We start from the raw sequence: 12,620 nt of genomic DNA on the forward strand, positions 1-12,620 counted from the left end.
GTCAACCCCCGGGGCCGGCCCCGCGCGGCGGCTCAGTCCGGCTCGCCGGTGTGCCGCTCGCTGGTGAGCAGCGCCCAGACGACCTTGCCGCCGGACCACCGGGGGCTGCAGCCCCAGGCTTCCGCCGACCGCGCCACGATGTGCAGGCCCAGTCCGGCGGCGCCCGGCCAGGGGCGGGGGAGCAGCACGGCCGGGCGGGGATCGTCGTCGAGGACCGCGATCGTCAGGCGGCCGCGCCGCAGGTCCAGGCGCAGGGTGGCGGTGGAGGTGGTGTGCTGGACCGCGTTGGTCGCGAGCTCGCCCGCGACGAGGATGCCGTCGTAGACGAACTGGGGTACCTCCCACCGCGCGCAAGCCTCGCGCACGGCCGCCCGCGCCACGGCCGACGCTTCGAGCCCGCGGGGGAGGACCAGCTCGGTCCGCTGCCGGGACGGCTTGCACAGCGCGCGCTCCGCACTGCCGACGTCTTCGCCGATCGCGACCTGGCGGTGGATCCCGTGCTCCCGCAGCGCGCGGGTCCGGCTCGCGGCGCCGGCCAGCGCGAATGGGATCCCCGGCCACGTCCCGAGCCGCCGGGCGACCAGCCCGAACACCCCGACCGGCGCGACGGCGTCGAGGTCGAGGCCGTCGACCCCGGCGATCACGGCTTCCGGCTCGTCCGCCGCGATCTCCAGCAGCCCGTCGCGCAGGCGCCGGTAGCTGCCCAGGTGCAGCCCGCCGGTCACGGTGACCAGCGTGTAGTGCGGCTCCGCCGCCACCTCGAGGTCGAGCGTGCCCAGCATCGTCTCTCCTCAGGCGAGCCCCGGTTGCCGTCTCGGCTAGGTCCACGCTAGGTCCACGGCGCCGAATCCGGTAGGTCGCTCACTCCTGGCTCATCTCAAAGTGACAAAAGCCCGTCCCTTCTGTCCCTTTCCGTGCTCGCCCGACCGGGGTGCGGCGGCGGGCGGGCGGTCAGCTGTCTTCGATGCGCGCGCTGATGGTGGTAAACGTGCTGAGCGTGCCGAAGCCGTCGTTCCGGGCGTGGTGGCCGGTCAGCGCCTGGGCGCGGACGGCACCCCGGGGTGCGGCCTGGCCGAGCACCGGTGGGCCGATCGGGTCTTCGGGAAGACTGTTCTGGTCCATGGTTTCCTCTCCGGCGGGCAGTGCGGACGCCCCTCTCACGCCCCGGCCCCCGGATCGGTTGAGTTCAGCGCGTGGCCCGGTCCCAGATCACCACCGGCGGCGCGTCCGGGTAGTCCGTGTCGTGGGCGATGACCTTGCCGACCTTCGGGTTCTGCCGCAGGATCGGGAACTCGTCCATGTCGAAGACGTTGTTGGGACGCCGTGAGCCCAGCTCGTCGCCCTGGTGGGGCCAGCCGCTCGACTTGCCCGGCGTGTTCGGCAAAGCGATGTGGACGTCGCCCTCCGCGTTGTGCGCCAGTGCCTTCGACGCGTCCTTCCAGACCTTCTCGCCGTTCGGGTGGTTGTCGGCGAACTTGGGCATCTCGACGCCGTTGTCCTTCAGGATGCCTTCGAGGGTGTTGCCGCCGTTCTTCTTCGCCATGTCGATGGCCGGGTTCTCGATCGAGCCGTGGTACTGCGACTCCGTGATGTTCTTGCCGGTGGCCGGGTCGTAGAGGTGCGAGTTCGGCTTCGACGGGTCGGCGTTCTTGCCCCACACGGGGGTGCTGGAGAACTCCGAGTCCTTGATGTGGCCGCCCGACCAGAACCACGACTTGTCCTTGCCCGGCGCCATCATCTCGTCCCATTTCTTCGAGAACTTGGCGTACTGCTCGTCGGTCATGTTGTGGGGCCGGATCTTGCCGTCCGGGTCGCGGAACTCGCCGAAGCCGTCCGGCTTCTTGGCCCCCGGCGGGAGCTTCGCCGCGTCGCCGCCGCCCGCCGGGTTGTCCGGCGCCTTCGGGCCGCCCGTCTTGCCGCACGGGCTCTGCACCAGGCCGAGCGGGTCGCTCCGCAGGTGCGGCTGCTCGACGTAGCCCGCCGGGTCGGGCGCCGCGGCCAGGCCGAGCGGGTCCTGGCTCAGGTACCGCCCCGTCCGCGGGTCGTAGTAGCGGTAGACGTTGTAGTGCAAGCCGGTCTCGGCGTCGCGGTACTGGCCGGGGAAGGCCAGCGGCATCGGCGCGGTGCCCGTCGTCGACGGCAGCAGTTCGCCCCAGAAGCGCGTGCGCGCCTGCCAGTCGACCGTTCCGCTCGCGCCGAGAAGCTCGGTCGGCGTGCCGGCGGGCGACGTGACCACCGTGTGGAACCGCACTTCGGAACCCCGCTGCTCGACCTGGACAACCGGCCTGCCGTCGCCGGGGTGACGCTCCCACGTGAGCACGCGCGACTTCCCGTCGTCGGTCAGCTCGATCTCCTCGACGAGCTCGGCGCCGCTCCAGACGAACCAGGTTTCGGCCGTCTGGCGCGGCGCGCCGTCGTCGCCGAGTGCCCAGCGCCGCTTGGCGAACCGCCGGCCGAGCGGGTCGTAGAGGTAGGTCCAGAACGACTCGTCCGGGGCGATGACGGCGATCAGCCGGTCCAGCTCGTCCCAGACGAGACGCCATTCCTCCGGCCCGGCGGGAGTGGCGCGCACCCGGCTGGTCACCCGGCCCTGCGGGTCGTGGCCGTACCACGTCCCGGCCGGCGGCAGGAGCCGGCCGGCCGCGTCGTAGGCGAAGCGTTCGACGCCTTCGGGCGCGTGCACCTCCGTGACCCGGCCGGCCTGGTCGAACCCGAACCGGATCGGCAGCGTGTCGTCGAGCGCGGCGAGCCGCCCGTCCGGCGTGTACGTGTAGCCGCGCCGGCCCAGGCCGGCGATCACCTGCTCGGCGAGCCGGTCTTCGGCGTCGAAGACCTGTCGCAGGACCTCCGTGCCGTCGACCACGCGGCGCGTCTCGCGGCCGGCGTCGTCGTACTCGAACGCGATTTCGTGGCCCGCGACGCGAAGCGACGTCGCGAGGTCGCCGTCGTACCGCCACTCACTGTCCAAACCGGACACCGTGGTGCGGTGGACGCCCGCGGCGTCGTAGGTCCAGCGCACGCCGACCCCGTTGACCGTTTCCTCGCGCACGCGTCCCCGCTCGTCGCGCACGATCTCCAGGACCGAGTCGTTGTCGATCGCGTACTTCAGCTGTCCCAGCGCGTCGTAGGCGTACCCGGTGACCCCGGTGGCGGTGCGGCGCTCGACGACGTTGCCGAGCGGGTCGTAGGAGTACTCGGTGACTTCGCCGAGCCCGTTGGTCATCCGGCGCAGCTGCCCGGCCTCGTCGTAGTCGTAGCCGAGCCGGCGTCCGTCGAAGTCGGTCTCCTCGACCAGCCGGCCGGCGGGGTCGTAGGTGTAGCTCCAGGTCAGGCCGCGCGGGTCGGTCACCGCGACCAGGCGCAGCTCGGCGTCGTACCGGTACGCCGTGCGCGCGCCGGTGGCGTCGAACTCCTCGATCGGCAGGCCGAACGGGCCGTACGTGCGCCGGGTCGCCCGTCCGGCGGCGTCGCGGTACTCGACGACGCGTCCTTCGCCGTCGTGGCGCCAGCTTTCCCGCTCGCCGTGGGGGCCGATCCGCCACGAGCGCTGTCCTTCGGCGGTCCAGCCCAGCCGGGCCGCGCCGCCGGACGCGGTGTGCACCAGCCGGGGCCTGCCGAACGGGTCGCGGTCGCCCGGCCGTGCCGCCGCGGTGATCACCGGTTCGTCGCCGAGGGCGTCGGCCGGGCCGTCGATGCGCAGCCGGGTGGAGACGCCGGGGAGAGCGGCGTAGGGATCGGACTCCGCGGTCACGGCGCGGGTGTCGCCGGATCGCAGCTCCACCTCGCCGGTCGCGGTGGGCGTCAGCCGCACCACGGAACCGTCCGGGCGCGTCACCGTCGCCAGGGTGCCGTTTTCGTAGCCGTAGAACGTGATCCGTCCCAGCTCGTCGGACTGCGACAGCAGGTCGTCGTACCGCGTCCACGAGTACCGGCGCGTGTGCCCGAGCGGGTCGGTCCGCTCGACGAGCTGGCCGGCCTCGTTCATCCGGTACGTCCAGGTGTGGCCGAGCGCGTCGGTGTGCCGCGTCGTGCGGGCCTCGGTGTCGTAGGCGAACGTGCCGTTGAGGTACCGCTCGGCGCCGACGCTGCGGACGCAGCGGCCCTCGGCGTCGTAGACGTAGCGGTACCAGGTGCCGGCGCGGTCCTGCCAGCCGACGATCCGGTCGTCGACGTCGTAGTCGAGGTTCACCGGGCGCCCGGTGAAGCCGGCGACCTGCGTCAGCTGGCCGAGCCGGTTGTAGCCGTACCGGACGACCGGCGCGCCGCCGGGCACGCCGAGCGCGGTGATCCGGCCCGCGCCCGATTCGATGCTGATCTCGGTGCCGTCGTCCCGGCGCAGCAGCCGCGGGGCGCCGCTCGCGTCGTGCTGGATCGTGGTGCGGGAACCGCCCTGCTCGATCAGCGTCAGCGGCAGCTCCCGGCCGCGCCCGTCCGCGAACACCAGGTCGCGGCGGCCTGCCGACAACCGGAAGCCCCCGGTGGTCCGGCGCAGCGGGTGGCGCGGTCCTTCGAACGGCAGCACCGGCTGGTCGCCGGCGGGCAGCGGGTAGACGAGGACCATGCCGTCCTCGGCGTAGAACCGGACTTCGTCGCGGCCGAACGCCAGCCGCTGGTCCAAAGTGGACGCCCACGAGCGGCCGAACCACCGGCCCGCGCGGTAGGACGACAGGTGCGTGCGGGACAGCACCAGGTCGCCCGCCTCGCCCGGCAGGGTCAGGTCGACCTGGGTGAGCACGACCTCGCCGGAGGCGACGTCCACCGGGTCGGAGACGCAGACCTTCTTGTCGTCCGGCACCGCGCGGTCGCGCGGCCCGTCGCCCTTGGGGTCGCCCTTCGGCTTGCCGCCGCCGTCGGGGCCGCCCTTCGGTGTTCCCCCGGGCGGGTCGGCCGTCGGCGGGCCGTCGGCGGGTGGGTCGCTCTTCGGCGGGGGATCGGTCTTGGGCGGCGGGTCGGACTTCGGGGGCGGGTCGCCTTTGGCGCCCGACGCGGTGGTGCTGTCGTCGCCGTTCTTCGGTGGCGGGTCGGTCTTGGGCGGCGGCGCGTCGGGATCGCCTTTGCCCTTGGGACCGCCGAGGTCCTTGGGGTTGCCCTTGATGTCGGCGTGCTTGGGCGGCGGCGCGGCCTTGCCCGGCTTGATGTTCTTCAACGCCTTGGCCGCGTCGCCGAACAGGTCGCCGGCGCGCTTGAGCAGCGGGACCAGCGCCTTGAGGGCCGTGACCAGTCGTTTGACCAGGTCGGCGATCTTCGACGCGGTCTTCGCGACGGCGCCGATGACCTGCGGGACGACCCAGGTCATGCCGATGCCGAGGGTGAAGATCACCTGCAGCGCCCAGCTGATCAGGTGCCCGACCAGCTCGGCGATGATGTCGCGCACCAGCGCCCGGACCGCGGCGACGACTTCACCGGCGGTCTTCACACCGCTGGAGGCGCCTTCGCAGCCCTTTTGCGCGGTTTCGAGCAGTGTGACGGTGTCTTGGGCCCGCTGGCGGTAGGTGTCGGCGGCGGTGCCGGTCCAGGACGAGATGTCGGTCTTGACCATGCCGGTCAGGTCCTGGCCGATGCTGCCCAGCTCGGTGGCGACGTTCTTCCAGGTCTCCGACTGGGCGGCGATCTCGTCGGCGTTGCCGGTCAGGCCGTTGAGGGCTTCCTTGAGCGGGCCGACGTGCTCGATCAGCCAGCCGACCCCGGCGGCGAGGATCGCGCCGAAGGGATCCATCGCCATCGACAGGGCGTCCAGCGCGGTGCCGACGGCGCCCATCGCGACCGACGCCCAGTCGCCGCTCTCGATGGCCGACTTCAGATCGTTCGCGGACTCCAGCAGCGAAATCCCCGAGTACGCCTTGGTGGAGTCCTTGGTCTCCGCGACCAGCGGGTTGCCCACTTCGCGACCTTTCCGACGCCCCGGCAAACTCTCGTCAAACTTTCAAGGAAGCCTGAGCGAAAAGTAGCAGCGACGGATCGCGCTGGGAGCCGGCTGCCCGAAAATCCGGCGATTGCTGTCCCGGGCGGGCAACGTCAGCCCGCGACGGGCCGGCCGTCGAGGAAGAACCCGCCGGTCGGGCCGCCGGCGGGGAGGGTCGCCGCCCAGACGACGCCGAGCGCGGCCTCCGCGGGCGATCGGTCGTCGGCGTCGTCACCGCGCTCGGGGTGGGTGGCGACCGAGCCGGGGTCGACCGCGTTGACCAAGATCCCCGTGTCGCGCAGTTCGGCGGCCAGCGACCCGGTCAGCGCGTTGAGCGCGTACTTGGCCAGTGAATAGCCGGGCGACCGGACGCCGGTGGTCCCGGCCGCGATCTGCGTGACGGCGGCGCTGGAGACGTTGACGATCCGGGCGGCCGGGGCGGCGCGCAGCAGCGGCAGGAAGGCCTGGACGACGGCCCAGGCGCCGAGGACGTCGACGGAGTAGGCGGTGCGGGCCTCGGTCAGGTCCGCGTCGAGCACCGACAGCGTCGTGAAGTCGGGCATGGCGGCGGCGTTGTTGACCAGCGCGTCGAGCCGGCCGGCGGTCGAGCGGACGGACTCGGCGCAGGCCGCGGCATCGGCCGGGTCCGTGACGTCGAGGCGCACCGCGGACGCGGTGAGGCCTTCCGCGACGAGCTTCCCGGCCAGTGCGCGCGTCCGGTCGAGGTCCCGGCCGGCGAGGACGGCGTGGTAGCCGCGGGTGGCGAGTTCACGGGCGACGGCGAAGCCGAGGCCATGGGGACGGCTCGCGCCGGTGACGAGGGCGACGGGGGTTTCGTTCATGAGACTTACTGTAGGGAGTTCCTACAATTGTGCCAACCCGCTTTTTCGGCATAGGATCAGCGGGTGACCGACCCTCGTCCCCGTGCCCTGCTGCGCTGGCCCACCTACCTCATGGGGCGGCTGCACCGCAGCGGGGTCGGCCGGATCGACGCGGCGCTGGCCGGGTCCGGGCTGGCCTTGCGCGACTTCTACGTCCTGGTCTGCGTCGGCGAGTTCGGCCCGCTGGCCCAGCAGCGCGTCGCCGACCGCCTCGGGCTGGACCGCAGTGACCTGGTGAAGGTGCTCGACCGCCTCGAAGCGGCGGGTCAGGTGCTCCGGGAGCGGGACACCGAGGACCGGCGCCGGCACGTGCTCACCCTGACCGAAGCCGGCCGGGCCGCGGTCGCGAAGGTCGAGGACGTCTCGGCCGCGGTCACCGGCGAACTGCTCTCCGAGCTGAGCCCCGGCGAACAGGAGACCCTGCACCGCCTGCTGCTCAAGGCTCTCGGAGAGCCGTCCGCCTGAGCCGGGTCAGCCGTTCTTGATCTTGTTGCGGCGGGCCTCGGCGGCGTCACGGCGTTCTTCGAAGCGGGCCGCTTGGGCGTCGAGCGCCTTGAGGAAGGTGGCCAGCTCGTCCCGGGCGGCTTCGCCCACCGGGCCGAGGTTGGTCAGGTCGAACACCTTCCAGTAGCGCAGCAGCGGCTGGACGACGTCGTCGTGGTGGATGCGCAGGTCGTAGATGCCCGCCTTGGCGATCAGGGCCGCCTTCCTGGCGAAGCTCGGGATCACCGCGCCCGGCATCGCGAACGACACGACCTCGTCGGTGATCGCGCGCATCATGGCGTCGGGGGAGATCTCCAGCGAGGCCTTGACCAGGTTGCGGTAGAAGACCATGTGCAGGTTCTCGTCCGTGGACACCCGGGCCAGCAGCCGCTCGGCCAGCGGGTCCTGCGTGTAGCGGCCGGTGTTGCGGTGCGAGATCCGGGTGGCCAGCTCCTGGAACGAGACGTACGCGCAAACCTGCAGCAACGGCTTGTCGCCGGTGTCGTAGCCGGCCTGCATCGTCTCCATCCGCATGCGCTCCAGCTCGACCGGGTCGACGGCGCGGGTGACCAGCAGGTAGTCGCGGATGCAGATGCCGTGGCGGCCCTCTTCGGCCGTCCAGCGGTGCACCCAGGTGCCCCACGCGCCGTCGCGGCCGAACGCGCGCTCGATCTCGCGGTGGTAGCTCGGCAGGTTGTCCTCGGTGAGGAGGTTGACCTCCAGCGCCGTCCGCGCGATCGGGCTGACCCGGGACTGCTCGGGGTCCCACGCCTCGCCGCCCAGCTCGGCGAAGTCGCGCCCCTGGCTCCAGGGGACGTACTCGTGCGGCATCCACTCCTGGGCGGCGGCGAGGTGCCGGTTGAGGTTCTCCTCGACCGTCCCTTCCAGTTCGTACAACAGGCGCGTGCTTTCCGGAACCGGCATGGGGCGTCCTTCCGTACCTACGCGACCGTAACTTACGGTGCCGTAGGTAGGGTAAACGGACCTGGGGCCCGGGAGGTTCCCGTCGTGGTGGCGGTCACGAAATCCGACCGGCTCGCTACGGCCGGTGGTTGATCTCCGCGAGGCCGGTCAGGGGCGCGGCAGGCCGGTCGGTTTCGGCCTGCTTTCCCGCCGTGTGACCGCCCAGTTCGGTCGCCCGGCGCACGTCGCGGGCGTAAGCCTCCGGCTGTTCCCACGCGGCGAAATGGCCGCCGGCCGGGTGTTCCACGTACTCGCGGATGTTCAAGAACGCCTCGGCGTAGCTCCGCGGCTCCGGCTTGATGTCGTGCGGGAACACCGACAGCACGGTCGGCGTCTCGAGGAGCGAGGGGAGGGCGACCGGTTCGGTGTAGGTCGTGAACGACGTGCCGATGGTGCCGGTGACCCAGTAGGTGGTGATCCACGTGAGCAGCTCGTCGACGGTGAAGGCCGATGCGCCGGACCAGGATTCGAGCTTCTCCGCGATCCACGCCGCGAGCCCGGCGGGGGAGTCGCCGAGGGCGACCGCCAAGGTGTTCGGCCGCGTGGACTGCTCGGCGATGTAGCCGCCCTCGGTGCGGAACCAGCGCGCCGCCTGGGCGAGGTAAGCGGCCGCGTCGGGGCCGAGCGCCGCCGGGTCCGCCGTGAGCGCGCGCTGCGGGGCCACGTTCGTGAGGTGCAGTGCCGCCACCCGGTCCGGGTGGTTGCCCGCCAGGGCCTCCGCGACGGTGCCGCCCACGTCGCCGCCCGACACCGTGTAGCGCGGGTAACCGAGTTCCGCGAGAGCGTCCGCGACGACCTCGGCCATGCGGCCGGCCGACATGCCGGGCGCGGTGAGCGGCGCCGCGAACGGGAAGCCCGGCAGCGCGGGGACCACCACGTGCGCGTCCGCCAGCAGCGGCAGGACGCGTTCGAAGCGCAGGACCGAGTCCGGCCAGCCGTGCAGCAGCACGACGACCGGGGCGCCGGGATCCGCGGACCGCTGGTGGATCACCCGCAGGCCGCCCACCGTGACCCAGGGGAGCGCGCGAATGCGGCGCTCGTGCACGTCCCAGTCGTACCCGCCGGCCCAGCGGGCGAGCAGCTCGTCGAGCCGGGTGCCGGTGATGCCGCGCGTCTCGTCGGCACTCCAGGGGAGCGTGACCCGCCGGGTCCGCCGGAGTCTTTCCCGCAGTTCATCCATCATGTGTACGACGATACACATGATGTGTATGCTCGTACACATGACTTCGCGCGACGCGGCGGCCACCCGGCAGCGGATCCTCGAACAGGCGCGACGCCAGTTCGCCCGGCACGGCTACACGGCGATCACGGTCAAGGGCGTGGCCGACGCGGCCGGCGTGTCACCCAACCTGATCACGCGCTATTTCGGCGGCAAGGAGGGCCTTTTCCTGGCGGCGACCCGGGTGGAGATCCCGGTCGAGGACTCCTTCGGCGGCGACCGCGCCGAGCTGGGCGCGCGGCTCGCGGCGAGCATCGTCCGGCGCTGGTCCGGCGAGTCGGGGGACGACCCGCTGCTGGTGCTGCAACGCGCGTCGGGCGAACGCCCGGAGGCGGCGGAGGCCCTGGCCGCGTTCCTCGACACGCACTCGCTGGAGCCGTTGCACCGCTACCTGCGCGACAGCGGCCTGGACGACGCGGAAGCGCGTCGTCGCGCCGCCGCGATCGACGCGTTCGTGCTCGGCGTCTCGACCCGCCGTCGCGTGCTGCGATCCGAACTCGGCGACCCCGCGGAACTCCAGGACTGGCTGAGCACGGTGATCCAGCGCCTCGCCGACGGCTGAGGTTCAGCGGGCCCGGAATCCCCGCACCATGAGGTCGGCGAACCGCCCGCGGGCCGCCGGGGTGCTCGCGGGGATGCCGGTGTTCGCCATGAGCACGAGGTTCAGGTCGGCCAGGCCGACGTCGGGGCGCAGGTGGCCGGTTTCCTGCCCGCGGCGGATCAGTGCGGCCGCGGAGGTCAGCGAAGCCGCGCGCATCGCGGTCAAGTCCAGCGTGCGCGGGAACGCGGACTTGAAGGCGGCGGTGAAGCCGTGGTCGCGTGCTTGCAGCTCGCAGAGCTTCCGGACCGTGACGCGGAACCCGCGCCAGGGATCGGGATCGGCCAGCCCTTCGTCCATTGTGGACCGCCAGGCGCGCACCTGCTCGGTGAACGCCGCGGCGACCAGCGCCTCCTTGGCCGGGAAGTGCCGGTAGACGGTCGCGGGCCCCACCCCGGCGCGCCGGGCGATCTCCCGGACCGGCACGTCCAGGCCTTCGGTGACGAACACCGCGCGCGCCGCGTCGAGGATCCGGGCCGCGGGACGCCGGTGGCGAGGCAAACGGGCGGTCACGGCTCTCACTTTAGCCAGGCCGCGCGGAGCGGCCGTTACGGTCCGCTGATGACTTCCGACGGGAACCTGGCGGCCGGTGTCGGCGCGACCGCGACCATGGCCGCGATGGCCAGGGCGATCGCGACCCGCACCGATCCGCTCATCGACGACCCCTTCGCCGAGCCGCTCGTCCGGGCGGTCGGCATCGATCTCCTCACCCGGCTGGCGACCGGTGAGCTGCCGCCCGGCGAGCTGGTCGGCCAGGTGGCGATCGACGGGGCCAAGGTGCGCACCCGGTTCTACGACGAGTTCTTCCTCGACGCGGCGAACGCGGGCATCGCCCAGGTCGTGATCCTGGCTTCGGGGCTGGATTCCCGCGCGTACCGGCTGCCCTGGCCGGCCGGGACCGTCGTCTACGAGCTGGACCAGCCGCGGGTCGTCGCGTTCAAGACCCGCGCGCTGGCCGAGCTGGGCGCCGAGCCCACCGCCGACCGGAGGGTGGTGGCGGCCGACCTGCGTGACGAGTGGCCCGCCGCCCTGCGCGCCGCCGGGTTCGACCCGGCGCGGCCGAGCGCGTGGAGCGCCGAAGGACTGCTCGGCTACCTGCCGCCCGAGGCGCAGGATCGCTTGCTGGACACCGTCACCGCCCTCAGCGCGCCGGGCAGCCGGGTGGCCACCGAAAGCAGGCCCAACCCACGACCGGGTGCCGAGGACAGGACGAAGGAACGCCTGGACGGCATCTCCGCACTCTGGCGCGAGCACGGGTTCGACACCGACATGGCACGCCTGCGGTTCTTCGGCGAGCGCAACGAAGCGGGTCCCTACCTGGCCGCCCGCGGGTGGACGCTGAACGCGGTCACCACGCGCGACCTCCTCGCCGCCCACGACCTGCCGCCGTTGACCGACGACGACCTGCGCATGGGCGAACTGCGCTACATCAGCGGCACTCTCGGCGAGGCGTCACGCCGGGACGTCGACGGAACGGCGGACGCGCGCCTGCCCGGGTGATCGCCAAGCCGGGCGGTCGAACGTCACCACGCCGACGGCGACCAGGCCGGTGAGCCGGCCCAGCCGATCGGCGTCGGCGCCGGTGAAGTCGGCGACCGCGCACCCGGCGTCGTGAATGACCCGTTCAGGGCTCGCGAGGTCCTGAACGAGTCATCCGAGACCGGGGGAGGAGGCCGGGCGTCACTCCGGCGGTGGCGGCGTCCGGTGGGACCCTCCCGGCGCCGGGAGGCGGTTGCGGAGCAGCGTCAGCGCCTGCTTGGCGGCGAGGGTGAACAGGCCCATGGTGATGTCCGGCTGGCCGAACACGACGAGCAGGAGCGACCCTTCGACGGGGAACACGCAGACGTAGCCGGAGCTGCCTTCGAACAGCGCACTGCGGGACTCGCCGATCCGGGCCTGCGCGGTGAACTGCGCGGCGAGCCCGATGGCCGCCGCCGACATCGCGGCGACGCTGTCGGCCTCGACGGCCTTGGTGTCGTCGGCCAGGACCAGGCCGTCGTGGGTGGCCACGAGCAGCCCGGCCACCTGGTCGACCTGGTCCGCGACCTCGCGCAACGCCTCGAGCATCCGTTCGGGGTCGAGTGGCGGGCGCCGGGCCGCCCGGTCCGGCGGGGGACCGGTGCTTTCCGGCGCCGGCTTGCGGACCGGCAGCGGGGCGCGGGAGGGCTGGCTGTGGGTGTCGGCACTCGTCATACGGACAGGCTGGTCTCGATGCGCTTGAGGCTGTGGCGGGCGAGCGCGAGGTTCGCTCGTTCGCGGTCCAGCACCAGGTAGAGGAACAGGGTGGAGTTGCCGCGGGCCGACAGCGGCCGGATCAGGTGGTACTGGCGGTGGAGGGTGATGAGGATGTCCTCGATGCTGTCGTCCAACCCGAGAGAGGACATGACGCGCAGTTTCGCCCGGACGACCTCGGTGTTGCCGGCCGCCGCGATATCCAGGTCGAGCCAGTCGCCACCGCCCAGGGAACCGAGGGACATCCCGCTGTCGTAGTCGACGAGGGTCGCGCCGACGGCGCCGGGAATGCTCATCGCTTCTTTCAAGGCCAGATCGATCGTCATGAAAAGCCGTCCTCCA

The 12,620-nt window shown here is 72.4% G+C and carries 12 protein-coding genes; 3 read left to right on the forward strand and 9 right to left on the reverse strand.

The window, feature by feature from the left end; genetic code table 11:
* Positions 1-32: 32 nt before the first annotated feature.
* From ABZ342_RS13680 to ABZ342_RS13695, 4 genes are all read right to left on the reverse strand, one after another.
* On the reverse strand, positions 33-782 hold the full coding sequence (locus ABZ342_RS13680; RefSeq protein ID WP_360472434.1) for an ATP-binding protein: 750 nt from the start codon (positions 780-782) through the stop codon (positions 33-35).
* Positions 783-951: 169 nt separating this feature from the next.
* Positions 952-1,122 carry a hypothetical protein gene (locus ABZ342_RS13685; RefSeq protein ID WP_360472436.1) on the reverse strand — a complete coding sequence of 57 codons (171 nt, stop codon included), beginning with the start codon at positions 1,120-1,122 and terminating at the stop codon, positions 952-954.
* 64 nt (positions 1,123-1,186) lie between these two features.
* Entirely contained in the window at positions 1,187-5,881 is a 4,695-nt protein-coding gene (locus ABZ342_RS13690; RefSeq protein ID WP_360472439.1) for a DUF6531 domain-containing protein, read from the reverse strand.
* 134 nt (positions 5,882-6,015) lie between these two features.
* Positions 6,016-6,744, reverse strand: a complete 729-nt coding sequence (locus tag ABZ342_RS13695; protein ID WP_360472442.1) for an SDR family NAD(P)-dependent oxidoreductase — start codon at positions 6,742-6,744, stop codon at positions 6,016-6,018.
* A gap of 63 nt (positions 6,745-6,807) precedes the next feature.
* Here ABZ342_RS13695 and ABZ342_RS13700 point away from each other — a divergent pair, with 63 nt between their 5' ends.
* Positions 6,808-7,248: a MarR family winged helix-turn-helix transcriptional regulator gene (locus ABZ342_RS13700; protein WP_230862495.1), complete on the forward strand. Its 441-nt coding sequence runs from the start codon at positions 6,808-6,810 to the stop codon at positions 7,246-7,248.
* A 6-nt stretch (positions 7,249-7,254) separates the two neighbouring features.
* Here ABZ342_RS13700 and ABZ342_RS13705 read toward each other — a convergent pair whose 3' ends face one another.
* Positions 7,255-8,190, reverse strand: coding sequence for an acyl-ACP desaturase (locus ABZ342_RS13705; RefSeq protein WP_360472445.1), 936 nt, complete (start codon positions 8,188-8,190; stop codon positions 7,255-7,257).
* 115 nt (positions 8,191-8,305) lie between these two features.
* Positions 8,306-9,412, reverse strand: a complete 1,107-nt coding sequence (locus ABZ342_RS13710; RefSeq protein WP_360472448.1) for an epoxide hydrolase — start codon at positions 9,410-9,412, stop codon at positions 8,306-8,308.
* A 37-nt stretch (positions 9,413-9,449) separates the two neighbouring features.
* Here ABZ342_RS13710 and ABZ342_RS13715 point away from each other — a divergent pair, with 37 nt between their 5' ends.
* Positions 9,450-10,010: a helix-turn-helix domain-containing protein gene (locus ABZ342_RS13715; protein ID WP_360472451.1), complete on the forward strand. Its 561-nt coding sequence runs from the start codon at positions 9,450-9,452 to the stop codon at positions 10,008-10,010.
* A gap of 3 nt (positions 10,011-10,013) precedes the next feature.
* Here ABZ342_RS13715 and ABZ342_RS13720 read toward each other — a convergent pair whose 3' ends face one another.
* Positions 10,014-10,559 (reverse strand): helix-turn-helix domain-containing protein, encoded by a 546-nt coding sequence (locus ABZ342_RS13720; RefSeq protein WP_360472454.1) that lies wholly within the window; start codon positions 10,557-10,559, stop codon positions 10,014-10,016.
* Positions 10,560-10,607: 48 nt separating this feature from the next.
* Between ABZ342_RS13720 and ABZ342_RS13725 the strand changes: the two genes are divergently transcribed.
* Complete coding sequence (locus tag ABZ342_RS13725; RefSeq protein WP_360472457.1) at positions 10,608-11,546, forward strand: class I SAM-dependent methyltransferase; 939 nt, start codon at positions 10,608-10,610, stop codon at positions 11,544-11,546.
* A 180-nt stretch (positions 11,547-11,726) separates the two neighbouring features.
* On the opposite strand, the gene ABZ342_RS13730 is transcribed toward ABZ342_RS13725, so the two are convergent.
* On the reverse strand, positions 11,727-12,239 hold the full coding sequence (locus tag ABZ342_RS13730) for a roadblock/LC7 domain-containing protein (protein WP_360472459.1): 513 nt from the start codon (positions 12,237-12,239) through the stop codon (positions 11,727-11,729).
* On the reverse strand, positions 12,236-12,604 hold the full coding sequence (locus ABZ342_RS13735; RefSeq protein WP_155543101.1) for a hypothetical protein: 369 nt from the start codon (positions 12,602-12,604) through the stop codon (positions 12,236-12,238). The genes ABZ342_RS13730 and ABZ342_RS13735 overlap by 4 nt, the downstream gene beginning before the upstream one ends.
* Positions 12,605-12,620: the final 16 nt, after the last annotated feature.

It is taken from the genome of Amycolatopsis sp. NPDC005961 (genome assembly GCF_040629235.1).
Classification (GTDB): domain Bacteria; phylum Actinomycetota; class Actinomycetes; order Mycobacteriales; family Pseudonocardiaceae; genus Amycolatopsis; species Amycolatopsis camponoti.